The sequence below is a fragment of the Marinobacter sp. AN1 genome, from assembly GCF_026013985.1.
Classification (GTDB): domain Bacteria; phylum Pseudomonadota; class Gammaproteobacteria; order Pseudomonadales; family Oleiphilaceae; genus Marinobacter; species Marinobacter segnicrescens.
In genome coordinates, this window is the sequence record NZ_CP110342.1 from 1278723 (window position 1) to 1302925 (window position 24203).

21 protein-coding genes and 3 pseudogenes are annotated in these 24203 nt (G+C 61.1%); 12 read left to right on the plus strand and 12 right to left on the minus strand.

Going from position 1 to position 24203, the window contains the following annotated elements:
• The first annotated feature begins 24 nt into the window (after positions 1 to 24).
• Complete coding sequence (gene ribA / locus LJ360_RS05770; RefSeq protein ID WP_091853354.1) at positions 25 to 636, plus strand: GTP cyclohydrolase II; 612 nt, start codon at positions 25 to 27, stop codon at positions 634 to 636.
• A 58-nt stretch (positions 637 to 694) separates the two neighbouring features.
• Here ribA and dxs read toward each other — a convergent pair whose 3' ends face one another.
• The 4 genes from dxs to LJ360_RS05790 form a co-directional block, all read right to left on the minus strand.
• Positions 695 to 2623 (minus strand): 1-deoxy-D-xylulose-5-phosphate synthase, encoded by a 1929-nt coding sequence (dxs, locus tag LJ360_RS05775; RefSeq protein WP_091853352.1) that lies wholly within the window; start codon positions 2621 to 2623, stop codon positions 695 to 697.
• 105 nt (positions 2624 to 2728) lie between these two features.
• Positions 2729 to 3628 carry a polyprenyl synthetase family protein gene (locus LJ360_RS05780; protein ID WP_091853351.1) on the minus strand — a complete coding sequence of 300 codons (900 nt, stop codon included), beginning with the start codon at positions 3626 to 3628 and terminating at the stop codon, positions 2729 to 2731.
• 2 nt (positions 3629 to 3630) lie between these two features.
• Positions 3631 to 3897, minus strand: coding sequence for an exodeoxyribonuclease VII small subunit (locus LJ360_RS05785; protein WP_091853349.1), 267 nt, complete (start codon positions 3895 to 3897; stop codon positions 3631 to 3633).
• 121 nt (positions 3898 to 4018) lie between these two features.
• Positions 4019 to 4798, minus strand: coding sequence for an NRDE family protein (locus LJ360_RS05790; protein ID WP_091853346.1), 780 nt, complete (start codon positions 4796 to 4798; stop codon positions 4019 to 4021).
• A gap of 141 nt (positions 4799 to 4939) precedes the next feature.
• Here LJ360_RS05790 and LJ360_RS05795 point away from each other — a divergent pair, with 141 nt between their 5' ends.
• The 4 genes from LJ360_RS05795 (at position 4940) to LJ360_RS05810 (ending at position 8398) form a co-directional block, all read left to right on the plus strand.
• On the plus strand, positions 4940 to 5722 hold the full coding sequence (locus tag LJ360_RS05795; RefSeq protein ID WP_264995998.1) for a sulfite exporter TauE/SafE family protein: 783 nt from the start codon (positions 4940 to 4942) through the stop codon (positions 5720 to 5722).
• Positions 5723 to 5731: 9 nt separating this feature from the next.
• A complete protein-coding gene (gene lgt, locus LJ360_RS05800; protein ID WP_091853344.1) occupies positions 5732 to 6520 on the plus strand; it encodes a prolipoprotein diacylglyceryl transferase in 789 nt (262 codons plus the stop codon).
• Entirely contained in the window at positions 6517 to 7356 is an 840-nt protein-coding gene (locus LJ360_RS05805) for a thymidylate synthase (RefSeq protein ID WP_091853342.1), read from the plus strand. Before lgt ends, LJ360_RS05805 begins: the two co-directional genes overlap by 4 nt.
• 529 nt (positions 7357 to 7885) lie before the next feature.
• Positions 7886 to 8398 (plus strand): dihydrofolate reductase, encoded by a 513-nt coding sequence (locus LJ360_RS05810; protein WP_264995559.1) that lies wholly within the window; start codon positions 7886 to 7888, stop codon positions 8396 to 8398.
• Here LJ360_RS05810 and LJ360_RS05815 read toward each other — a convergent pair.
• Positions 8386 to 9902 (minus strand): annotated as a pseudogene (locus tag LJ360_RS05815) (DEAD/DEAH box helicase). The gene LJ360_RS05810 and the pseudogene LJ360_RS05815 overlap by 13 nt on opposite strands.
• Positions 9903 to 10279: 377 nt before the next feature.
• Here LJ360_RS05815 and LJ360_RS05820 point away from each other — a divergent pair.
• Complete coding sequence (locus tag LJ360_RS05820; protein WP_091853336.1) at positions 10280 to 11065, plus strand: acyl-CoA thioesterase; 786 nt, start codon at positions 10280 to 10282, stop codon at positions 11063 to 11065.
• Between the two features lie 17 nt (positions 11066 to 11082).
• Here LJ360_RS05820 and LJ360_RS05825 read toward each other — a convergent pair whose 3' ends face one another.
• The 3 genes from LJ360_RS05825 to LJ360_RS05835 all read right to left on the minus strand — a co-directional run bounded on the left by LJ360_RS05825 (position 11083) and on the right by LJ360_RS05835 (position 12855).
• Entirely contained in the window at positions 11083 to 11976 is an 894-nt protein-coding gene (locus tag LJ360_RS05825) for a haloalkane dehalogenase (RefSeq protein ID WP_091853334.1), read from the minus strand.
• Positions 11977 to 12092: 116 nt separating this feature from the next.
• Complete coding sequence (locus LJ360_RS05830) at positions 12093 to 12344, minus strand: hypothetical protein (RefSeq protein ID WP_091853333.1); 252 nt, start codon at positions 12342 to 12344, stop codon at positions 12093 to 12095.
• Between the two features lie 169 nt (positions 12345 to 12513).
• Positions 12514 to 12855 carry a hypothetical protein gene (locus LJ360_RS05835; protein WP_091853331.1) on the minus strand — a complete coding sequence of 114 codons (342 nt, stop codon included), beginning with the start codon at positions 12853 to 12855 and terminating at the stop codon, positions 12514 to 12516.
• Positions 12856 to 13075: 220 nt separating this feature from the next.
• On the opposite strand from LJ360_RS05835, the gene LJ360_RS05840 reads away from it, so the two are divergent.
• The gene (locus tag LJ360_RS05840) at positions 13076 to 14149 is read left to right on the plus strand and encodes an AI-2E family transporter (RefSeq protein WP_091853329.1); all 1074 of its coding nucleotides are present in this window, start codon (positions 13076 to 13078) and stop codon (positions 14147 to 14149) included.
• A gap of 86 nt (positions 14150 to 14235) precedes the next feature.
• Here the strand turns inward: LJ360_RS05840 and ilvD are convergent.
• Positions 14236 to 16070 (minus strand): annotated as a pseudogene (ilvD, locus tag LJ360_RS05845) (dihydroxy-acid dehydratase).
• 335 nt (positions 16071 to 16405) lie between these two features.
• Here ilvD and LJ360_RS05850 point away from each other — a divergent pair.
• Together LJ360_RS05850 and LJ360_RS05855 are read left to right on the plus strand one after the other, a co-directional pair.
• Positions 16406 to 17656: an HDOD domain-containing protein gene (locus tag LJ360_RS05850; RefSeq protein WP_091853325.1), complete on the plus strand. Its 1251-nt coding sequence runs from the start codon at positions 16406 to 16408 to the stop codon at positions 17654 to 17656.
• 2 nt (positions 17657 to 17658) lie between these two features.
• Positions 17659 to 18237, plus strand: coding sequence for an LON peptidase substrate-binding domain-containing protein (locus LJ360_RS05855; protein ID WP_264995560.1), 579 nt, complete (start codon positions 17659 to 17661; stop codon positions 18235 to 18237).
• A 25-nt stretch (positions 18238 to 18262) separates the two neighbouring features.
• Here LJ360_RS05855 and LJ360_RS05860 read toward each other — a convergent pair whose 3' ends face one another.
• The 3 genes from LJ360_RS05860 to LJ360_RS05870 are packed head-to-tail and all read right to left on the minus strand — an operon-like array spanning position 18263 to position 21711.
• The gene (locus LJ360_RS05860; protein ID WP_264995999.1) at positions 18263 to 19702 is read right to left on the minus strand and encodes a bifunctional DedA family/phosphatase PAP2 family protein; all 1440 of its coding nucleotides are present in this window, start codon (positions 19700 to 19702) and stop codon (positions 18263 to 18265) included.
• A 9-nt stretch (positions 19703 to 19711) separates the two neighbouring features.
• Positions 19712 to 20707, minus strand: coding sequence for a GGDEF domain-containing protein (locus LJ360_RS05865; protein WP_264995562.1), 996 nt, complete (start codon positions 20705 to 20707; stop codon positions 19712 to 19714).
• Positions 20704 to 21711 carry a GGDEF domain-containing protein gene (locus LJ360_RS05870; RefSeq protein ID WP_264995563.1) on the minus strand — a complete coding sequence of 336 codons (1008 nt, stop codon included), beginning with the start codon at positions 21709 to 21711 and terminating at the stop codon, positions 20704 to 20706. Before LJ360_RS05870 ends, LJ360_RS05865 begins: the two co-directional genes overlap by 4 nt.
• A 144-nt stretch (positions 21712 to 21855) precedes the next feature.
• On the opposite strand from LJ360_RS05870, the gene LJ360_RS05875 reads away from it, so the two are divergent.
• The 3 genes and pseudogenes from LJ360_RS05875 to rsfS all read left to right on the plus strand — a co-directional run bounded on the left by LJ360_RS05875 (position 21856) and on the right by rsfS (position 24203).
• Entirely contained in the window at positions 21856 to 23112 is a 1257-nt protein-coding gene (locus LJ360_RS05875) for a glutamate-5-semialdehyde dehydrogenase (RefSeq protein ID WP_091853319.1), read from the plus strand.
• Between the two features lie 2 nt (positions 23113 to 23114).
• Positions 23115 to 23767 (plus strand): annotated as a pseudogene (gene nadD, locus LJ360_RS05880) (nicotinate-nucleotide adenylyltransferase).
• Positions 23768 to 23852: 85 nt separating this feature from the next.
• Positions 23853 to 24203, plus strand: a complete 351-nt coding sequence (gene rsfS / locus LJ360_RS05885) for a ribosome silencing factor (protein ID WP_264995567.1) — start codon at positions 23853 to 23855, stop codon at positions 24201 to 24203.

Sequence of the window (24203 nt, forward strand, 5' to 3'; positions counted from 1 at the left end):
AACCAGCACTCATGAGGAACCACTGTGGCTGTTCGCTACATCCAGACCTGTCGCCTGCCTACCCCTTTCGGTGTTTTTGACATGCACGGTTTCGAGGAACCGGATACCGGCAAGGAGCATATTGCCCTGACCCTGGGTGATCTGAACAGTGACGAGCCCATGCTGGCCCGTACCCATTCTGAATGCCTGACCGGTGACGCCCTGTATAGCATGCGTTGTGACTGCGGTTACCAACTCGAGGAAGCCTTGCGGAGCATCGCCCGGGAAGGTCGGGGTATCCTCATGTACCTGCGCCAGGAAGGCCGGGGTATCGGTCTGTTGAACAAGATCCGGGCGTACAAGCTGCAGGATGAGGGGGCGGATACGGTGGAGGCCAATGAGCGCCTGGGCTTTGCCGCTGACCTGCGGGACTACACCATGTGCAAGGACATGCTGGGTCATCTTGGCATCAGTAGCCTGAAACTGATGACCAACAATCCCCGCAAGGTGGATGCGTTGCGTTCGCTGGGCATCGATATCGCTGAGAGGGTTCCGCTCCATGTGGGGCGTAACCCCCACAACGAGCACTACCTCAATACCAAGCAGAGCAAGCTGGGCCACTGGCTGGAAACACACCAGGACGATGATCCGGAATAACCAGCCCGCTTGCTGACAGGCTTGTTTTGGCAGGTGTCGGGGGATTTTTCAGTTATAGCTATGGGGCGGCTTTCAGTCCAGGTTTGCCCACGCTGAGGCGTTTGCGAATAGACGCCTCAATACCCGCAGCATCCAGCCCTACTTCCGCCAACAGCTCGCCGTGCTTGCCGTGATCCACATAGCGGTCCGGTAAGCCCAGTTGCAATACCGCCGTTGCTATACCTTCCCGGTTCAGGAATTCGGTCACCGCACTCCCCGCACCGCCGGCAATGGCGTTCTCTTCGAGGGTGACCACCAGATCGTGGGCATTCACCAGTTCCGTTATCAGGGCTTCGTCCAGGGGTTTCACGAAGCGCATGTCGGCAACCGTGGCATTAAGCCTGTCAGCGGCCTCAAGGGCTGCTGAAAGGCGGGTGCCGAAATTCAGGATGGCTACGGAATCCCCTTCACGTACGACCCGACCACGACCGATGGGCAGGGGCTGGAGCTGCTGTTCGATGACCGCCCCGGGCCCGGTGCCCCGGGGATAACGAACTGCCGCAGGGCCCTGGTACATCAGCCCGGTCTGCAGGAGTTGGCGGGTCTCATTTTCATCCGACGGTGTCATGACCACCATGTTCGGAACGCAGCGCAGGTAACTCAGGTCAAAGGAACCGGCATGGGTGGGCCCGTCTTCGCCCACCAGGCCGGCCCGGTCGATGGCGAAGAGTACATCCAGGTCCTGGATCGCCACATCGTGGATCAGTTGGTCATAGGCCCGCTGCAGGAAGGTGGAGTAGATGGCAACTACCGGCTTGGCGCCGTCACAGGCGAGCCCTGCGGCGAGGGTTACGGCATGTTGTTCTGCAATGGCCACATCGTGGTAGCGGTCCGGGAAGCGCTCCGAGAACGCCAGCAAGTCGGATCCTTCGCACATGGCGGGGGTAATTCCGACTATTCGCTCATCCTGTTCAGCAGCATCACAGAGCCACTGACCGAAGACATTGGCGTACTTCGGCTGTTTCGGCTTGGGCACTACCGGCTCCGGTTTGCTCGCTGGTACCGGTTCTATCTTGTTGATGGCGTGGTAACCGATCGGATCCTCTTCCGCGGGAGCAAAGCCCTTGCCTTTACGGGTCACCACATGGAGGAACTGAGGGCCGCTCAGCTCGCGAATGTTCTCCAGGGTTTCCACCAGTAATGGCAGGTCATGCCCATCGATTGGACCAATGTAGTTGAAGCCCAGCTCCTCGAACAGGGTGCCCGGGGCAATCATGCCCTTGAAGTGCTCTTCGGTCTTGCGGGCCAGGGCCATCAGCGGCGGTGCTGCCTGCAGCACCCGTTTGCTGCTGTCCCGGACCTGGTTGTAGGTGCGGCTGGACAGCAGGCGGGCAAAGTAATTGGACAGGCCGCCTACATTCTTGGAGATGGACATATCGTTGTCATTGAGGATGACCAGCATGTCCGCGTCCAGGTGGCCTGCATGGTTCAGGGCCTCAAACGCCATGCCCGCGGTCATGGCGCCGTCTCCGATGACCGCGATACTGCGGCGGCCAGTCTGTTGTTGACGGGCGGCCAGGGCCATGCCGAGGGCGGCACTGATGGATGTACTGGAATGGCCAACACCAAAGGTGTCGTATTCACTCTCTGAGCGCTTGGGGAAGCCGGCAAGCCCGCCTTTCTGGCGGATACTGCCCATCTGCTCCCTTCGCCCGGTGAGAATCTTGTGCGGGTACGCCTGGTGCCCCACGTCCCATACCAGCCGGTCTTCCGGGGTGTTGAACACGTAGTGCAGGGCGACAGTGAGTTCCAGTACCCCGAGCCCGGCGCCGAAATGACCGCCGGTCTGGCCTACGGTCCACAGCAGGAATGCCCGTAGCTCCCGGGCCAGGGCTGGCAGCTCTTCTTCCGATAGCAGGCGGAGCTGGTCGGGCGCATCAATGCGGTCCAGCAGCGGGGTGTGGGGCCGCTGGGCGGGGATTTCCTTGAAAATATATGTGTCCTGCATCCGTCCGGGTCTTGTGTCGGTGACTTCAGGGCTGTCCGGCATGGTTCACCGGCTGGCAGCCCTTCTGGCTATAAGGGGGCATTATAGGTCATGGGGCAGGGCGTTTCAGTAGCGTCGTGACACCACAAACTCGGCCATGCCCCTGAGGGCGTCCGCCTCGGGACCAAACCCTGACAGGTTGTCCTGGCACTGTTCCAACAGTGTGGCAAGGTAGGCCCGGGCGCCGTCAACCCCCATCAGGGCAGGGTAGGTCGGTTTACTGCGGGCCGCGTCCGAACCCTGACGCTTGCCGATGACGCTGGTATCACCTTCGATATCCAGCAGGTCGTCCTGCACCTGGAACGCCAGGCCAATGGCGCGGGCGTAGTGGCCAAGGGAATCCTGTCCTGACCGTTCGCCAGCTGCGGCAGGTACTGACAGCACACCCAGCCGGACACTGGCTTCGATTAATGCACCGGTCTTGCGCCGGTGCATCTGTTCCAGCTCTTCAAGGGACAGCTCCCGTCCCACCGCGCCCAGGTCAATAGCCTGTCCGCCGACCATACCGGCACTGCCACTGGCGGCAGCCAGTTGCTGGACCATGGCGAGGCGTGTGACAGCGGGTAACGAAGAATCACCAGCGAGCCATTCGAATGCCAGGGCCTGCAGGGCATCGCCGGCCAGTATGGCGGTGGCCTGGTCGAAACGGATGTGGGTGGTGGGGCGCCCGCGGCGGAGGTCATCGTCATCCATGGCGGGCAGGTCGTCGTGTATCAGTGAGTAGGCATGGATCAACTCCAGTGAGCAGGCTGGCACCAGGGCATGCCCTGGCTCGCCTCCGGCAGCCGAAGCGGCTGCCATGGCCAAGGCCGGGCGAATACGCTTGCCGCCGCCGAGAACGCTGTAGCGCATGGCTTCATGGAGTCGCCCCGGTTGCTGCTCTGGTGCAGGCAACCGTTTTGCAAGTGCCTCGTCAGTCAGCTTGGCACAGGTAGAGAGAAAGTCCTCAGTGAAGGCTTGGCGCATGGTCAGCCTGTCTCCCCGCTGTCTTCCGGCGGGTTGAACGGGCGGGTTTCCAGGGTGCCGTCGTCCCGCTCCACCAACTGCTGGACCCGCTGCTCCGCCTGGCGCAGTGCCTGCTGGCACTCCCTCGTCAGCCGGACGCCACGTTCAAAGGCGCCGAGGGATTGTTCCAGGGTTAGCTCGCCCTGCTCCAGGTCACGCACCAGGCCCTCGAGCTCGGCCAGGGATTTCTCAAAGTCGGCGATGGATGTGGTGTCCGGGGTGTCGGCCATGGGGCTCTCCGTCAGGTTCACGAAGCAATGTCTGGGCGTCTCGGTGACGAGTTGCTGCGCTTGGTCTCAGGTTCGGCAGTATAACAGAGCGATCACCGCTGCCGAACCTCGAACCGCAGGCTTACCCTGTCGTTGGTCGTTGCCAGCGGAAGTGCTGGCGTTCACCTTGCGTGCCTTCCCGACCCCACTGCTGCTCAGTCACCCGGATTTCGCCATTACGGCCAAGGGTGACCACGGTACTGGCACGGGTGCCATAGAAATCGGATGCGATAAAGGGTGAAGAGAGAAACCGCTCCTGCGCCAGTCCGACGCCGGTGTCCGGCAGCAGGTTGTCCGGCGCCGGTGTACTGTCGCCGAGGGGCTCGAGAAGCGCCTCGTGCAGGGCGTCCGGGTGTTGGGGGTCGCAAGTCGCCAGGGTGGCCCTGAGTTGCTCCCGCAGACGTACGAGCTTGGGCCAGGGACTTTGCAACAAGTGGTTACTGAGTCCGTATGTCCCCCGGTGGAGGGTGCGACCGGGGTGCGCATCCCGGTTGCTGTAATACCAGCCTTCCCGATCGCTCAGGTGAACCAGGTTGAAACCGGCATAGAGGTTGCCGTTATCGGCCAGGTCCTGTTTCAGCCTGTCTGTCGGCTGCTCCAGTGCAAGCAGGGGCAGCTTGCCCCGTGTGAGCCGTCCTGGCTCTCCACTTCCTTCGCGGACGTTGGTGACCGCAGTGATGATGCCTGTCCGGGACACTGCGAGCCAGGTACCACCGGAGCGGTCGTCCCGGCCAGCAAGGCATTGTTCTCCCGACCACCAGTGCATGGGCGTCGTGGGGCGGTCATAGAACTCGTCCCGGTTGGCGGCCATCACCAGGGGGAATTCGGGGTGTTGGTCAATAGCGAAAAGAATCAGGCACATACGGCTCCAGCGACAGCAATGGCGGTTGACGATTCCGGCACCAGCCTCCAGGGCCGGAAAGAGGCCGGTGAACGGCTATGGGCGTTTGTGTATGATACACGCTTTGATTTTCAACGGACGGCGGTGTTCATGTCCCTGTTTATGGTATTCGGGCTTTACCTGGCCCTTGGCGCACTGGCCGGGACCCTGGCGGGCCTGTTTGGTATCGGCGGTGGCCTGGTCATCGTACCGGTGCTGATTTTCAGCTTCGGGCTACAGGGTATCAGTGGCGAAATTGCAGCTCACCTGGCTGTGGGTACTTCCCTGGCGACAATAGTTTTTACGTCCATTAGCTCCGTTCGGTCCCATCACCTGAAAGGTGCGGTACGTTGGGAGGTATTCCGGCCCATGGTGGCGGGTATCGTCGTCGGGGCAGCATTCGGGGCGTGGACGGCCTCCCTGTTGAGCGGACCGGTGCTGGAACTGGTGATCGGTGTGTTTGTCATCCTGGTGGGCATCAAAATGCTGCTGGACATCAATCCCAAAACCGCCCGACCGGTGCCAGGCCGGGGCGGCTTGACCGGTGCTGGCGGCGTGATCGGCTGGGCGTCCGCCATTTTCGGCATCGGGGGCGGGACCCTGACCGTACCTTTCCTGAGCTGGCGCAGTGTGCCCATGCAGCAGGCGGTGGCGACGTCGGCGGCCTGCGGGCTGCCCATCGCCATTGCGGGTGCTACCACCAACTTGTGGACTGGATGGGGGCGCCCGGCACTACCCGATTATGCGGTCGGGTTCGTGTATTTGCCGGCGCTGATCGGTATCGTGGCGACCAGCGTGTTGTTCGCCCGCTTCGGTGCCGTCCTGGCCCACCGCCTCGATGCAAAGTTGCTCAAGCGACTGTTCGCCGTGCTGTTGCTGATCGTCGGCGCCCGTTTCCTTCTCTGAGGTCTTTCCATGCTCAATCACCCCCAAATTGATCCGGTGGCCATTTCCCTGGGGCCGCTGAAGATCCACTGGTACGGACTCACTTACCTGGTTGGCTTCGCAGTCGGCTGGTGGCTGGGCAAGGTTCGTGCCCGCAAGGAGTGGACGCCGGTAAACGAACAGCAGGTAGGTGACCTGCTGTTCTATATCGCACTGGGGGTCATTCTGGGTGGCCGGTTCGGCTACGTCGTGTTCTACAATTTTGACCAGTTCCTTGGTGACCCCCTCTGGCTGTTGCGGGTATGGGAAGGAGGCATGTCTTTCCATGGTGGCCTGATCGGCGTGATGTTTGCCATGTGGTGGTATGGCCGCAAGATCGGCTGCGGGTTCTTCCGCATTGCAGATTTTGTCGCCCCCCTGGTACCCGTTGGCCTTGGTGCTGGACGGATCGGCAACTTCATAAACGGGGAGCTGTGGGGCAAACCGACGGATGTACCCTGGGGGATGGTGTTTCCACAGGCACCGGATGCCCTTGCCCGGCACCCTTCCCAGTTATATCAGTTCGCCCTGGAAGGGGTGGCCCTGTTCGTGGTCCTGTGGCTGTTCTCTTCAAAACCCCGTCCAACCATGGCAGTCTCGGGACTATTCCTGACTCTTTACGGGTGTTTCCGGGTCATCAACGAATTTTTCCGTCAGCCGGATCCGCAGCTTGGTTACCTGGCCTTTGACTGGCTCACCATGGGGCAGTTGTTGTCCCTGCCGATGATCATCGCCGGTCTTGTGCTGATGGTGTTTGCATACAGGGGCGTAAAATCATGAAAGCCTATCTCGATCTGATGAAGGATGTCGTGGCCAACGGCACGGACAAGGGCGACCGTACAGGTGTGGGCACCCGCTCGGTGTTTGGCCGCCAGTTGCGGTTCGACCTGGAGCAGGGCTTTCCATTGCTTACCACCAAGAAGGTGCACTTGCGCAGCATCATCTATGAGCTGTTATGGTTCTTGCAGGGGTCTACTGACAATAACTGGCTGCGGGATCGGAAGGTCACTATCTGGGACGAGTGGGCCCTCGATAACGGAGATTTGGGGCCAATCTACGGCAAGCAGTGGCGAAGCTGGCAGTGCCCGGACGGCCGGGTGGTGGACCAGATCAGCGAGGTCGTCGAGCAGATCCGCACCAAGCCCAACTCCCGGCGCCACATCGTGACGGCCTGGAACCCGGCGGAGCTGCCGGATGAGTCCATGGGGCCGCAGGAGAATGCCCGTGAGGGGCGCATGGCACTGGCGCCGTGTCATTGTCTGTTCCAGTTCTATGTGGCGGACGGGCGGCTGTCCTGTCAGCTTTACCAGCGAAGCGCGGATCTGTTTCTGGGGGTGCCGTTCAATATCGCGTCCTACAGTTTGCTGACCCATATGATTGCACAGCAATGTGACCTGGAGGTGGGGGAGTTTGTGCACACTTTCGGGGACTGCCACCTGTACCAGAATCACCTGACAGATGACATTGTGTTCGAGCAGCTCAAGCGAAAGCCGGGGCGGTTGCCTACGCTGCGGATTTTGCGGAAGCCGGATTCGATTTTCGAGTATGAGTATGAGGATTTCGAAATCGAGGGCTATGAGCCGCAGGGTGTTATCAAGGCGCCTATTGCTGTTTAGCGTCGCGGTTGTAGCGTTTTATGGTTTGCGCCGGTTCTCTCTGTTCCAAACCGGAAACCTGGTGCCCACGCACGGCCAGCTGGTGACCCTTTCCGGAACACGCCGCAAGTTGGCCTTTAGAGTCTGTGTCTGCTAACGGTTGGGTTTTGCTAGCCCGCGGGGCGTGGCGAAGGCGCGCAAGCAGCCGGGGCCTTTTTCTGAAACACGCCGTGGATACGTCCCTGTAGGCTCTTCAAAAACGTCCCTGTTTTTGAAGGTTTCAGAAAAAGGCCCCGGCCACTTGCACACCCAAAGGTCCCCAGTAGGATTATCCGCGCTCGTTATGTCGCAACTGAGTTTTACGGGTTACAACGTTGTTCGCCTCTTGAGAGGTAACTCCATTGCATCTGGACAGATACCGGGTAGGTTGTTCCGGAACCTTCAAAAACAGGGACGTTTTTGAAGAGCCTACAGGGACGTATTCACGGCGTGTTCCGGAACAACCTACCCGGTAGCTGGCCCTTGCATCAGACCATGAAGGCCTGAACAGATGAGTAAAGCACTAATAGTAGCCATGTCCCGCAACCGGGTCATTGGTCGTAATAACAAGTTGCCGTGGTATTTGCCGGGAGACCTGAAGTATTTCAAGCAGGCCACCATGGGCAAGCCCATTATCATGGGCCGGAACACCTGGGAATCCATTGGCAGGGCGCTGCCAGGGCGTCTTAATATCGTAGTGTCGTCACAGGAACTGGAGTTACCCGCCGGTGTGGCGAAGGTGGAGACCCTGGAGGAAGCCTTCCGGATGGCTGAGGCCCAGGCCATGCTGGATGGTGTGGATGAAGTGATGGTGATCGGTGGAGGTCAGATTTACGAGGCTGTGCTGCCCGAGATCGACCGGATCTACATTACCCAGGTCCACGCCGAGATAGAAGGCGATGCGTTCTTCCCGGAAATAGACCTGGAGCAATGGCAGGAAATCGGACGGGAGGATTTCTCCGCGTCCGATCATAATCCCTACGACTACAGCTTTGTCGTCTACCAGCGGCCTCAGTCAGCCTGACGGCTCTTGGCCGGCTTGAAGCCGTCGCGCTTGCCGGCCGGCCTGGAGCCCGGCTTTCCTCCGGGCTTGTTGCCGCGATACCCGCCCGGCTTGCCACCAGGGCCACCCTTACGGAAATTGCTGCGCTTGCCGCCCGGGCCACCCTTACCCCGTGGTGGGTTGGCTGAGGGAATCGGAAGCTCTGAAGGGGTTTCCAGCGGCAGGGAGCCCGGTTGGGCGGACTCCATCCAGCAGGCCAGGGCGCCGGCCAGCATGGCCATGTCCATATCATTGCGCTCGGCAATATCGTCCAGCAGGCCCATGGCCTTGGCCAGCTTGCCGTCTTCAGTGAAGCCCATGAGCTGACTTTCGAACTGCTCCTGGCGGAGCTTCTGAAGTGCCGCCGGGGTGGGTAGTTCGTACGGCTCCATGGGCGAGTTGGTGGCACGTTCCAGGGTGCGCAGCCAGCTGCGCTCCCGGGGGGTTACCAGCAGGATTGCCTTGCCGGCGCGACCGGCACGTCCGGTACGGCCCACCCGATGGATGTACGCTTCACTGTCGTAGGGCACATCGTAGTTGATGACGTGGGTGATTCTCGGCACATCCAGGCCCCGCGCGCCACGTCTGTGGCGATGAGGAGGTCCTTCTTGCCCCGCTTGAGGTCTTCCACGGTCTGTTCCCGCTGGCGTTGGTTAAGGTCGCCGTTGAGGGGAGCCACGGAGTGACCACGTGCAGCGAGTTTCTCGGCCAGCAGGGTGGTTTCTGCCTTGGTGCGCACGAAAATAATCGCCGCGTCAATCGGTTCCACTTCCAGGATGCGGGTCAGTGCATCCAGCTTACGCTCACCGAAGGTGGGCAGTACGAACTGGGCGATCCGCTCAACGGTGCGGGTTTCGCTCTTGATTTTGACTTCCCGGGCGTCGCTCAGGTAGGTGTTGGCAACCCGGGCGATGGCCGGCGGCATGGTGGCAGAGAACAGCGCCCGCTGGCAGCTGTCCGGTGTGCTGGCGAGGATGGCTTCGACATCGTCGATAAAGCCCATACGCAGCATCTCGTCCGCTTCGTCCAGCACCAGGGCCTTCAGGTTGTTCAGCTTCAGCTTGCCGCGGCGGAGGTGGTCCAGCAGGCGGCCGGGAGTGCCGACTATAACCTGGGAGCCCCGGTTCAGGGCCTTGAGCTGGGGCGCAAAATCGGCGCCGCCGTATATAGGCAGTACGTGAAGCTGGCGGAAACCGCTGGCATAGGTGGTAAAGGCTTCTGCCACCTGGATGGCCAGCTCCCGGGTCGGGGTCAGTACCAGAATCTGGGTGGACAGGTCATCGGCGTCGATTCGGCTGAGCAAAGGCAGCGCGAAAGCGGCTGTCTTGCCAGTGCCGGTCTGGGCGATGCCCAGCAGGTGATGGCCTTCCAGCAGAACGGGGATGGCCTGGGCCTGGATCGGAGACGGAGTTTCGTAGCCGACGGTACGGACAGCTTCAAGCACGGCCGGGTCGAGGCCGAGCTCAGCAAAGGTTTTTTCTGACATTCAATTACCTGGTATTCGGGGTGGGGGAGCCATAGAACGAGAGGCCGGTTACAGTCTGAAACCGGGAAGGCGTGGGCTCCTGAAGCTACCGGCTGAGCGCGTCGGGGTAGCCTGATGAACCTTCGACGGCTCGCGAACCCCATAAACCCGGCTGGTATCGTCACGGACCTGTCGCCGATAGGCATTCTTGTCCGTGGGTCTGGTCATCCTGATGATGACGGAGCGCAGTATACGCGGTTGTCAGCGGGTTTTATAGCGCTGCGGCCAGTCCGGCGGTAGGTATTTGCCGGTGCGGCTTGTGTCCAGGCGGGCTTTGGGGCAGTCTTTGGGGTTTATTTGATACGCATCCTCATCAATTAACCGGAGACACTACAACGATGAATCTCGAGGAAATCCTTGCATCGGCAGCTAGCAACGAAGTCACTATCCCTGCGATCTGGGCGCAGGGGCGGGCCACCTTCGGGGGCCTGACCGGGGCCCTGGCTTGTGAGCGGATGCAGTCCGTGGTAACTCCGGGGCGCCCTCTGCGGGCCATGCAGGTTTCCTTCGTGGGACCAGTTGAGCCAGGAGTACCGGTCGCACTGGAAGTGGAACTGCTGCGAGAAGGCAAGGCGGTCAGCCAGGCCATGGTCAGGATGGTGCAGGACGGCACCACCCGGCTGGTTGCTATGGGTGCCTATGGCAGTGGTCGTGAGTCGGTGGTCAGTGTGCCTCCGCTGTCCGCCCCTGAAGCACCGGTGCCTGAAGATTGTGCGCCAACCCCGTTCATCAAGGGCAGAATGCCCGACTTTGCCCAGTTTATCGAGATGCGCTGGTGTTTCGGTAGCCGTCCGTTCACCGGTGAAAAGCATCGGGACATGGGTGGCTGGATGCGGTTCCGCGAGACGCCTTCGCAGCTGGACGACCCCGCCATCGTGGCCCTGATTGACGCCTGGCCACCGGTGCCCCTGTCCCATCTCACAGAGTTTGCCCCCAACAGCTCTTTGACCTGGTCGGTCGAAATGATGGACCCACGCCCTACCGTCAAAGTTGATGACTGGTTGATGTACCGGGCAGAAATCGACAAGGCGGATGACGGCTATGCCAACACCCATGCCCAGATCTGGAACCGCCAGGGGGAACTGGTGGCCATCAGCCGCCAGACCGTGACGGTCTTCGGGTAAGCCTGCTTCGCCGACGGTCAGGCCGCCAGGCTTGGCCGGCAGGCATTAATGATAACCCTGGCGAAGCTTTCGGCGGCATCTTCCTGCAGGAAGTGACCGCCGGACAGGGTGATATGGGGCTGCCCAAGGGCACCGGGTACTTTTCGCTGCAAAGGCCGATGGCCGCCACGGGTACCCGGGTCAGAATCGCTGAAACAGGTGATGAATGGCTTCTGCCACCCCTCCAGGAAGCGCCATAACCGCTGGCGGTTCAGTTCCTTGTGTGGTTGCCCGAGAGTGCCCGCGAATGATCTTGCGCCGGCCTTGTAACGGTCACTGGGGAACGGCGCATCGTAGGCGTTCCGTTCCTCACGGGTCAGGGGGCGGGTGGTGCCCAACTGTATCAGTTGCGGAACCGGGAACCAGGGGCTGTAGCGGGCGAACATCCGCCAGATACTGGTGGCGGGTGGGTTGTCTCCTTCCCTGGGGACCACGGCATTGGCCGCGATAATCCGGCTGAATCGGTCCGGTTGCCGCATGACCAGGGCCAGTGCCAGCAGCGAAGTCCGGTTCTGGCACACCAGGGTGACATTGCTCAGATCCAGCGCCAGCAGCCAGCGCTCCAGCCAGTCCAGGTGCCTCTCGAAGGAATAGTCCTGCTGATCCTCGGGTTTGTCCGATTTGCCAAAGCCAATAAGGTCCGGTGCCAACACCCGCAGCCCGGCATCCGCTACCAGCGGGATCATATGGCGATAGAGGTAGGACCACCCGTGCTCACCATGGAGCATAACCACCGGCGCCGCGTTTGTAGTGCCATGGTCCACGTAGTGGAGACGAAGGGGGGTGTCGGTACCTACCTCGACATATCGGGGAGTGTAGGGGAAATCCGGCAAAGCCCGGAAGCGGGACTCGTCGGTTCTTAGAATACGCATACCATCGACTGCTCTGGCTGATTGCAAGCGTGTCCGGAGGACTTGGTGGGAACCAGCTTAGAGCAGATGGTGGTTTCTTGTGTGGGCTTTACGTAACAGAGCGTTATTAATTTGAATCAGACGGCGATGCGGTTCTCGTCACGTTCCCGGTCAGCGGCGCGCATGGCTTCATCGCAACAGTTCACCGCGCCGCAGTCATCCGCTGAACACAGGCCAATGGTATCGCAGGGCAGGTCGTAGCGGTTCTCACCCTCATTGGCAAAGATTCGCTTGGCCGGAAGTATGGACCGGCAATGGCCGCAAAGCAGTGTGGGAACAGTGCTGTTCTCGGCCAGTTGTGCAGTGTAGAAATCGTGGTACTCGCTCATGGTAGCTCCTTGTCAGCATATCCTTGCGGCTCGCCCCGAGCTGCCCAGGTATGGTCAGTCCAGGGGAGGGCACACCGCATACACAATAGGGCTTTAATGTGACAATTAAAGGTCCCTCCTAGGCTGAAACTACGTTCGGGGCATTAAGGCTGGTTCACTTTCCGGCCGTTCAGGTTTCGGGGGGCAGTGGGCGGCGATTGGAACGTTTGTCCTCCCAGCCCAAATCCCGCGGGTCATACCACCCGAGGTCCTGGAGAACCTGGTCACGGGTATGGTCGGAGAGGGTCTCCCACAGCACCTCGAATGCTTCCACGGCCCGGTCGCGCTGACGTCGCTGCCTGCTGCGCAGGCGGGCAATGAGCTGGGGCAGTCGCAGGGCATCCCCCAGCTGCCCGGGCACCAGTACCTCCTGGCCCATAACCTTGCGGCGATGGGTCCGCCTCGCCAGGACCGCAGCAAGGGCCTCCGCCGCCTGTAACGCTGTTTCTTCGTTGAAGTCGTCGCCTGCCACTGTTCCGACCTTTCAGAAAACCACGGGTCTCCCCGGCACCCCGATTCTCGACTGGTAAAGGGGATAGAATCCCTGGCGCGAGACGTCGGCCGCAATGACTGACCGGCCTTTATCGGAAATACCCCAACCGATTACTATACCCTGCCGGAGGCGGAACTGGCCATGCCGGGGTCGTTAAGGTATAAGCCGTATTCACACCCGCACAAAGGAATGCTGTCTGATGAAGTACGAAAGCCTGGAGCGCTGGACCTTCCTGGGAAGCCTGTTGCTGGTCTCGCTGGCGTTCCTGTTCCTGCTGAAGCCCTTCTTTGGACCGATTTTCTGGGCGGTGGCCATCGCCCTGATCTTTCACCCGGTCCGGCAACGGCTGGCAGGGCGGATTGGGGATCGGCCCAACCTGGTGGCGTTGCTGACCCTGATGATCTGCATGGTTATTGTCATCATCCCGGTGATGGTGCTGATTTCGTCCCTGGTAGCGGAAGGCCTGGCGGTGTATCAGAAAATCCAGGATGGAGACATCCGTCCCGGGGAATACCTGGATCAGGTCAACCAGTCGTTCCCTGCCATCGAAGCGTTCCTTTCGCAATTCAACCTGGATTTCTCAGCCTTGCGGGATCGCCTGGTTTCCGGCGTTGCCGGTGCCAGCCAGTTCCTCGCAAAGCAGGCCCTGGGGCTTGGTCAGAACACCTTTCAGTTTTTCCTCAGCCTGGCCCTGATGATCTATCTGGCGTTTTTCCTGCTGCGTGATGGTTCCCGGCTGGTGGAACTGCTCATACAGGCCCTGCCGCTGGGGGATGAGCGAGAACGCCTGCTGTTCGCCAAGTTTGCCGAAGTCACTCGGGCTACGGTTAAGGGCAACCTTTTGATTGCCATTATCCAGGGTGCCCTGGGCGGCGTGATTTTCTGGATCCTCGGGATTACCGGCGCGTTGCTCTGGGGCGTGGTCATGGCCATATTCTCGCTGTTGCCGGCGGTCGGCGCCGCGGTGGTGTGGGTGCCGGCGGCGATTTACCTGGCAGCCGTTGGTGACTATGTGCCGGCGCTTGTCCTGACCGCATTCGGTGCGATCGTAATTGGCCTTGCGGATAACCTGCTGCGTCCAATCCTGGTGGGGAGGGATACCAAGCTGCCGGATTACATCGTGTTGCTGTCCACCCTGGGTGGGCTGGTGATGTTCGGCATCAACGGATTTGTGATGGGACCGTTGGTAGCGGCGCTATTCATGGCCTTCTGGGGAATCTTCATCCGGGAATTCAGTGAACAGGAACCGATTCTGTCACCGCAAGATAAGTGACCTGCACAATATCCGCCTCACTGAAAAATTCGCCAGCTCCAGATGGTTTAACCGCCTGCAGCTGGCGCTTCTGTCATGCTGCCGGGTCAATCCAGTTTGGTGAGATCCCGCACGGCACCCTTGTCAGCGCTGGTGGCCAGCAGGGCATAGGCTTTCAGGGCTGCAGACACTTTACGGATCCTGGGGGATGCCGGCTTCCAGCCCTCGGCGTCACGCTGTTCGCGCCGCCGGTCCAGCTCATGCTGGTCGATCTCCACATTGATGCTGCGATTGGGAATATCGATGCGGATCAGGTCGCCGTCCTCGATAAGGCCAATGGCGCCTCCTGCAGCGGCCTCCGGTGATGCGTGGCCGATGGACAGGCCGGATGTGCCGCCTGAGAACCGGCCGTCGGTGAGAAGAGCGCACTCCTTGCCCAGCCCCTTTGATTTCAGGTAACTGGTCGGGTAGAGCATTTCCTGCATGCCCGGGCCCCCTTTCGGCCCTTCGTAACGAATGATCACCACTTCGCCAGCTTTGACCTGGTCGCCCAGAATGCCCTCCACGGCGGCGTCCTGGCTTTCGAACACACGGGCCCGGCCTTCGAACACGTAGATGCTCTCATCCACACCCGCGGTTTTAACCACGCAGCCATCCCGGGCAATGTTGCCATACAGGACGGCCAGGCCGCCCTCGGAGGAATAGGCATGTTCAACCGAGCGGATACAGCCGTTCTCCCGGTCACCATCCAGCGAGGGCCAGCGGGTGCTCTGACTGAAGGCCTCCTGGGTCGGAATGCCGGCGGGGCCAGCCTTGTAGAATTCCACCACATCCGGGGTCGGGTTGCGCATGATGTCCCACTTGTCCAGCGCCTCGGCCATGGTTCGGCTGTGTACGGTGGGCAGGTCGGTGTTAATCAGCCCGCCCCTCTCCAGTTCGCCGAGGATCCCCATGATGCCACCGGCCCGGTGTACGTCTTCCATGTGGTACAGGGGTGAGTTCGGCGCTACCTTGCACAACTGTGGCACCTTACGGGAAAGCTGGTCGATTTCATTGAGGGTGAACGGCACCCCGCCTTCCTGGGCTGCAGCAAGAAGGTGCAGGATCGTGTTGGTGGACCCGCCCATGGCAATATCCATCACCATGGCGTTTTCGAAGGCGGCCATGGAGGCGATACTCAGGGGCAGTACGCTGGCGTCGTCCTGCTCGTAGTAACGGCGGGCGTTTTCGACGATCTGCCGGCCGGCCCAGAGGAACAGACGCTCGCGGTCAGAGTGGGTGGCCAGCGTTGAACCATTGCCGGGTAGTGCCAGGCCGATAGCTTCGGTCAGGCAGTTCATGGAGTTGGCGGTAAACATACCCGAGCATGAACCGCAGGTGGGGCAGGCGCTGCGCTCGTACTCTTGCACCTGCTCGTCGCTGGCATTGGGGTCAGCGGCGATGACCATGGCGTCCACCAGGTCCAGCTTGTGTTCGGACAGCTTGGTCTTGCCAGCTTCCATGGGGCCGCCGGAGACAAAGATGGTGGGGATGTTAAGCCGCATGGCAGCCATCAGCATGCCCGGGGTGATCTTGTCGCAGTTGGAGATGCACACCAGGGCATCGGCGCAATGGGCGTTGACCATGTACTCCACCGAGTCCGCAATGATCTCACGGGATGGCAGCGAATAGAGCATGCCGTCATGGCCCATGGCAATGCCGTCGTCCACCGCAATGGTGTTGAACTCCTTGGCAACACCGCCGGCGGCCTCGATCTCCCGGCAGACCAGTTGCCCAAGGTCCTTGAGATGGACATGCCCGGGTACGAACTGGGTGAAGGAGTTGGCAACGGCAATAATGGGTTTGCCGAAGTCATCGTCTTTCATCCCCGTGGCTCGCCAAAGGGCCCGGGCCCCGCCATGTTGCGGCCGGCGGTTGAGGTGCGTGAACGATAGTCTGGCATGGCTGGTCTCTCGCTTTGTTCAACGGTCAGTTGGAGCCGTGTTTTGTCCGGGCACACTTCTGCCCCGGGACGGGGAAGATGCCGCTACAGCACAGTGGCCGGCTGGAGCACGGGCTGGATGCAAACCGTTGAGGATACCAGATTACCGGCGTATCGCATGGTTGTTTTCCCCGGCGGTATTTACAATACTTCACAGTCCGGGTAACCGTTCCCGGAAAGGTGCGGATTTCAGCGCAGATCAACTGTTGCCACTGAATATCCGGCTCAGGGCGCCCTTTAACCGAGGGTGATATTTTCCGGGATGTTTGTCTGCTGTCCGGAACAGGGAGTTGTCAATGACCGTTCGTGAAAACCTGGCGCTGAGCCGGCTCAGAGAATTCCGTCCGCTTGATCGTCTGACCGATGAGCAGCTCGTGGTGCTGGTCAGTCGGGCTGAACGCCGGGTGCACCGCCCCGGTCAGAAGATCGTTGAGCGGGGAGCCCGGGATGGTATGGACTTCTTCCTGCTCAAGGGCGCCGTGGAACTGGTCGCTGCTGATGGCCGACAGACCACTGTGAGCGCCGATACGGACAAGGCAAACACCGCCATAGCCCGCCTGCAACCGAGAATGTTTGATGTCACCGCCATACAGCCCTGTGAGTTCCTGGTGATTGAACAGGCCGTGCTGAACAAGCTACTGCAAGCCGCTCCCCTCGAGCATTCAGACGGCGGCAGTGCCAGTGACGGAGATGCCGATGAAGAACATCGGCTGCTGATGGAGTTCTACGCCGAGCTCAGGTCGAACCAGGTCAGCCTGCCAAGCCTCCCGGACGTTGCCTGGAAGGTCCGGCGGCTGGCTGACCGGGAGGACTCCTCGGCTGATGACATTGCCCGCGCCCTGACCGCAGATCCGGCCATGTCCGCCAAGCTGGTTCGCTCATGTAACAGTGCGCTTTACCGGGGGTTCAGCGAGGTTCGCAATGTACGCGACGGCGTTGTCCGGCTGGGAGTAAGGACTACCCGTCAGCTGGTTACCGTATTTGCCCTGCGTGAAGTGTTCCGCAGCCGGCAACCGGAATTGCAGAAAGCCATGGACAGGCTCTGGCAGGAAGCACGAAGTGTCGGGGCGCTGGCCTACGTACTGGCGGAGTCGGCGACCCGCCTTGAGCCAGAGGAAGCCCTGTTGGCCGGTTTGTTGCACAACATTGGGGCGATTCCGGTTCTGGTGCATGCCGAGCACCATCCCGCCCTGGTGGCCAGCCCTGCCGCCCTGGAGCGGGCCCTTGCCGAACTGCAGTCGGACATCGGTGCAGCCATCCTGGATCACTGGCACTTCCCGGCGGCCTTCGTGGAAGCTGCGCGGCACGGCGATGACTGGTTCTATGAGTGCCCTGAAGAGCGCCCACAACTGGTGGACCTGGTAATTGTTTCCCGACTCCACGCCCGCATTTCGGAGGGTCGTAACGATGGTTTGCCCGAGTTCGAACAGGTTCCCGCCTACCGTCGACTTGGCGCCCTCGAACTGACGGCTTCCCGCAGTCTCAAACTGCTGGAGGCAGCCAGGGAGCGACTGGACGAACTGCAGCGACTTCTGGCGGGGCAGTGAGCATGGTTTCAGCCGTCCCCCTGTTTCCCCTGAGCTCGACGGTACTTCCCGGAGGCCGTATACCCCTGCAGCTGTTTGAGCCCCGTTATCTGGACATGCTGGCCCGGTGCCTGAGGGAGCAGCAGGGTTTCGTGGTGGTGTTGCTGAGAGAGGGGCAGGAGGTTGACAGCCAGGCGGCGTTCTACGATATCGGTACCTACGTGCAGATCACGGACTTCCAGCAGCTGGATAACGGCCTGCTGGGGATTACCGCAGAGGGGCTATGGAAAGTTGCGGTCAGCCGCAGTTGGCGCGCGCCCGATGGCCTCAATCTGGGCGACGTTGAGCGTCTGCCCGAGGAACCGGAGGACACCTTGCCGTCTGCTTATTCGGAGCTGGCGGCGGTGCTTCGCGCGTTGCTGCGGCATCCGGTGGTCAACAAGCTGGAGCTGACGGTTGATTTCGCCAGTGCGCGGGAGGTGGGGTGGCGCCTGACAGAGCTACTACCCCTGGACAGCCAGGAAAAACAGCGATTGCTTGAATACCAGGATCCGCTGGAACGACTCGACCGGTTGTCATCGCTACTGGATGCCATGGACTGACGGCCTGCAAGCTGCGGGCACTCTCTTAACCGGGAAACGAATAGACCAGTCGAGCCGGTGACCATTGCCACCAGATGTAAGATCCCAGGAACGCTGCCCACAGCACCACTGCAAGCCCGGTAAAACTATCCGCAGACAATGGTGTGCGGTCATACCGGCTGTAGCTGGCACGCACCAGGCCACAGATTGCCAGTCCCAGTAACAGTCCGCCCACCACATCAGTGAACCAGTGTACTCCCAGTGCCACCCGGCTGACAGCGACCAGAACCATGGGCACGCTGAACACCAGGTAGATTCGCCAGCGCCTTGCAGGTCGCCACTCCCTGGCGACAAAGGCCGCCGCCATGCCCGTAAAAACGGTAATCCCGGCGGCGTGGCCACTGGGAAAGGCGAAGCTTGCCGGTGGTTCGGTCACCAGCGTGGGGCGGGCAATGGCGAAGCCGTTTTTCAGCAGGGTAACGCTCACGCCAGTCAGTAACAGTGCGACTACCAGGTGCGCGGCGGCACTGTAATAGCCCCGCAAAAACAGTGCGCTGGCCATCAGCACCGAGCCGACCACCAGAACCGGTGGGTCCCCGGCCAGTGTCAGCAGCAGGAACACCGGGTCGGTCAGGGGGCTGCGGAGGGTATCGGTAAGATCCCGAAAGTAGTGGTCGAGCGACAGCAGCAAGCCTGTTGCCTGACTGAAAAGACTCCAGAGTACAAAGCCACCGCTTGCCCCCAGCGCCAGGCACAGGGAGGCCAGGGGGAACTCGCCTCCCTGTGCAGGCCGCTCACTGTAAAGGGCTCGCCAGAACCGGTGGGTGGCGTTGTACCGTGCCATGGATTGCTCAAGCCATTGGTAGAGGCGGCTGCGGTTGCGCAGCCCCAGTTGCATGCGAACGAAAAGGAACCACGCCAGCAGCAGCACCCCGGCAGCGCCGGCGCCCAGGCCATATAGTGCCGGTGGTATCGGTTCAGGCCCCGCAAGGGCGGCACCCACGGCAAAACCGGGCAGCAGGTAACAGGGTGCCCAGGCAAGGGCGGACGCAATATTTACCAGTACAAAGCGGCGGGCTGGCATGTTGAATGCGCCGGCCACCATGGGGATAAATGGCCGTACGGGCCCTACGAACCGCCCGATCACGACGCTCTTGCCTCCGTGGCGTACAAACAGGCTTTCGGCCCGGCGCACCATGACCGGATGTCGGCGGAAGGGCCAGACCTGGTGAAGTCTTCCTCTCAGCCGTTGACCCAGCCAGAAACTCAGCAGGTCACCAACAATGGCTCCCGCAGCACCCCAGACCAGGATGTACAAAACCGGCGTGCCCGTCTGGCCGGCCAGTACCGCAATTGCAAAAAGGATCGCTACGCCTGGCACCAGAATGCCTGCGACAGCCAACGATTCAAGTAGCGCGGTTGCAAACACGGCAGCTGAGAGCCAGCCAGGGTTGGTCGCCAGCCAGAGGGTCAGGTCCTGGATCATTGGCTGCACTCAGCTTACCTGGTGGGCATCCGCGTTGAACCAGACGTGGTCCTGGCCTCGACGACAGGCCTCTTCCAGGGCGTCGGTGGCTCGCTGGCGGAGGCGCTCACCCAGGCTATCCTGGCTGATATGGGTGGTGGCACCGATGCTGACCGTCATGCGCCCGACCTGGGGCCAGCCGGCTTCGGCAATACTGCGGCGTATACGTTCGGCCGTCACTCGCGCGCCCTCCTCGGGAGTAAATGGGAGTATCAGGCAGAAGCGGCCCTCACCCAGGAAGTAGAGGGTGTCACCGGCACGAATCAGGGTGAAGAGGTGCTCTGCCAGCCTGCGATACAGGTGTGGCATTTGTCCGTCGCCGAGCATTTCACTAATCTGGCCGCGATGGTCGATGTCCATCATCAGCACAGAAACCGGGTGGGTGGTGGCGCGGGCCCGGCTGATTTCCTTTTGCAGTGTCTCATCGAGGAACCGGGCGTTATGGGCTCCGGTAAGCGGATCGATAATCGCCAGGTCCTCGGCCGACTGGGCCATATGGTCGTAATGCCAGCTGGCGAGGCCGGCGCTGGCCACCAGGGTTGCCAGCGCCGCGATGGCAGGAAGGCTCTCGCTGGCAGGCAGTTGCCACGCAACAAGCATTGCCACTAATACCGCAACCGGCAGCGTCACTTTCAGGGCCTGTCGAAGTGGTAGCACGAGGTAGGTCAATACCAGTATGGGCAGGCTCCAGAAAATGCCGTTACCCGGTGCTGACATGGCGCCTGTCAGGGCAACCCCATGTAACAGTGTCAATGCGACCAGGTGGCCTCGGGCCCGGAGCTGATACCGGCTCACCCACAAAGTGTAGACGCAGCTGCCCAGGCTGATGGCGCTGAGGCCCGCTGCGAGATAGCACAGGGTGTAGAACCCGTAACGCAGGTTCTGCAGGGCGAGCATGGCGAAAACAGCAGCGCTTAAACCATAGGCCAGGACGCTGGTGAGCGTTCTCAGACGGGTTTCGGTCACGTGGCCGGGCTCCTTACGGTGTCGGACGGCGGTGTGTGGGACCAGGTGCTCCAGGTCTGCACCCGGTTGCCTCCCTTTTTCTGGGCCCCCTGCAGCGCAGACGCTACCGCATGCTGGAGTGTGTCCGCGTTATCGCCAATGTTCAGGCCGGCAACGCCAGCGCTGACGGTGACGTCCAGGCCGTGGGATTCCAGTAATGAGATCAGGCCGAGACGGAGTTGCTCTGCCCTCGCGCTGGCGCCGGCGGTCGCCATTCCCGGCAGAATGATCAGGAACTGGACGTCTGCCACCCTGTACCAGGTATCGAAATCCCTTAGCCGGGAAGGCAGGTAGCGTCCGATCCGGGGTAGCAGGGCCTCGAGGTCCTGGTCGGTTTCCGGGGCGCTGAGATGGGCGTCCAGGCCCAGCATGATGACGGAAAGGTCCAATCCTTCCCGTTCGCTGCGCTGTATCTCCTTGTACAGGTCGGCGGTCAGGTACTCCCGGCTTGCCGCCTGGGTCAGTTCATCGGACCGACGCAATGGTAACAGCTGGCGTGCCTTGTAGTGGCGTAGCAGGAAGAACACGCCAGCCAGGGCGCTGGTCAGCACCAGGGGAGCTATGATCTGGTGCCGTGAGGAGTCGCCTGTCAGTGAGGCAAGCCCCAGCAGAAAAGTGGCCATGGCGACCAGGGCAAGCGGAACACCCGTTCGCGGAGGAAGCATTCCAAGGATGAGCAGGGGCAGGGCGAACAGCCAGTAGCGCAAAGAGGCTGAGTCGAGCCAGAGCGCAGTCACCAGGATCAGTGTAAGGCTGAGTATCAGCAGGTGATTGGCCAGTTGCCAGTGCCGCTGTTGACCCAGGGGCAGGGCGGGGCTGGTGCGAACGATGCCCGCAGTGACCAGCGCGGCCAGGGCTGCCGGGATATCGTCCGTAACCAGACAGAATATCGCGAGGGCCAGCAGAGCCATGGTGCCCAGCCAGGCGAGCCGGCTCAATACAAATCGCTCAGCCTTCTGGGCCATGCTCTCGTCCTTCCTGAAGTTGGTTCCGTTGGACTGTCGGTCTGGTATGAATGATAACATCAATGTGCCAAACGCGCCGTCGTCGGGCATAATAGTCGCCTGATTTTCATTGATGCATCAGTTCCAAAGCGGAGTTACCGATCCATGGATATTGCAGCCTACATGGCGGAGGTTGGCGAGCAGGCTCGTCAGGCAGCCACCGCCATAGCCCGTTCTTCTACGGCTACCCGCAACCGGGCGCTGCTGGCCACTGCCGGGGCCCTGGATGCCGCCCGTAACGAGCTTGCGGAAGCCAATGGCAAGGATCTGGAAAACGGTCGCAGCAATGGCCTGGAAGCGGCCATGCTGGACCGCCTGGAACTCACCCCGGCCCGCATTGATGCAATGATCGAGGGCTTGCGGCAGGTTGCTGGCCTGCCGGATCCAATTGGCGCCATCACTGATATGGCCTACCGGCCGTCCGGTATCCAGGTTGGCAAGATGCGGGTGCCACTGGGCGTGATCGGTATCATCTACGAGTCTCGCCCCAATGTGACGGTAGAGGCTGCCAGCCTGTGCCTGAAGTCGGGTAACGCGACCATCCTGCGGGGCGGGTCCGAGGCCATTCATTCCAACCAGGCCATTGCCGAGTGCCTGGTGACAGGTCTCCGGGCGGCCGGGCTGCCGGAGGCCTCGGTACAGGTGGTTCGCACCACCGACCGGGCAGCGGTGGGTGCGATGATTACCATGCCGGAATTTGTTGACGTGATCGTCCCCCGGGGTGGCAAGGGGCTGATCGAGCGTATCAGCAGGGATGCCAGGGTGCCGGTGATCAAGCACCTGGACGGTGTATGCCATGTCTATGTGGATGCCCACGCGGATCCGGAAAAAGCCCTCAAGGTTGCGATCAACGCCAAAACACAGCGTTACGGCACCTGCAACACCATGGAAACCCTGCTGGTTGACCAGGAGATTGCGGCGGACATACTGCCCTTGCTGGCCGGCGCTTTCCGCGAGCATTCGGTGGAGTTACGGGGCTGTGACGCCAGTCGCGCCATCGTTCCGGATATGGCAGCGGCCACCGAAGACGACTGGTACGAAGAGTATCTGGGCCCTGTGCTCGCGGTGCGGGTAGTCGATGGGCTCGACGGAGCCATAGCGCACATCAACCGTTACAGCTCGCAACACACTGACAGCATTATTACCGAAAACTACACCCGCGCTCGCCGGTTCATTACTGAGGTGGACTCCAGTTCGGTGATGGTGAACGCCTCCACCCGCTTTGCTGACGGTTTCGAATATGGTCTGGGTGCCGAGATCGGCATTTCTACCGACAAGATCCACGCCCGTGGTCCCGTGGGTCTTGAGGGGCTTACCTCGCAGAAGTACGTGGTGTTTGGCGACGGACATATCCGTACCTGACCATGCATGTTATCTACGGCGGCACCTTCGATCCGATCCACAATGCCACCTGCGGGTGGCCATTGAATTACGGGAAACCCTGGGGGTTAACCGGATCGACCTGGTCCCTTGTCATATCCCGCCCCACCGTGGCGATCCAGGCGGCTCCAGCGAGCACCGCCTGGAGTTGCTGAGGCTGGCGATCGCCGATGAGCCCGGCCTTGGCGTGGATGATCGCGAACTGGTCCGGGGCGGGTCGTCCTATACGGCGGATACCTTGCGTCACCTGCGGGAGGAAATTGGTCCGGACGATCCACTGGTAATGGTACTCGGAACCGACTCCTTTGCCGGTTTTGACCGATGGCAGGAATGGTCATCCATTCCGGAACTCGCCCATATTGTGCTGGTCACACGGCCCCAGGCCGGTCTGCCCCCGGATTCTCCGCCCTCGCGGTTATTGTTTGAACGCCGGGTGACTAATCCGGCCATGCTGGGCAGGGCACCTGCGGGGTATATCCTTGAGGTGGAGCCTCCGCTGCTTGATATTTCCGCCACCGGTATCCGGGCGCGGCTGGCGTCCGGTCGTTCAATACGTTACCTGGTGCCTGACCCCGTCCTGGCCAGGATCGAAGAATTGGGGCTTTACGGCAGTGACGGCGATGAGTGTGGGCGTTGATTGGTGATACACTAGCCAGTCTGTACATGCCCACTTACCCACTCCCTGTATCCGGCCCGGCCCGGGTATACATGACAGGATCATTATGCAGGCAGAAGAACTGAAAGATATTGTTATCGAGGCACTGGAGAACCTGAAGGCGAAGGACATCAGTGTACTGGACGTGACCGACCGTACCAGCGTGACGGACTTCATGATCCTTGCCTCGGGCACATCCGGCCGCCACCTGCGGTCCCTGGCTGAGTCCGTCGTCAAGGAAGTGAAAGATCGCGGCATCCGCGAAGCCAAGGTAGAAGGCGCGGATTCCAGCGACTGGATCCTGGTTGACCTGGGTGACGTAGTGGTCCACGTCATGATGCCCGCGACCCGTGAGTTCTATGACCTCGAGCGTCTGTGGCGGGATGCCCCGGGCCTGGGTGCCGCCGGCAGCGAATAG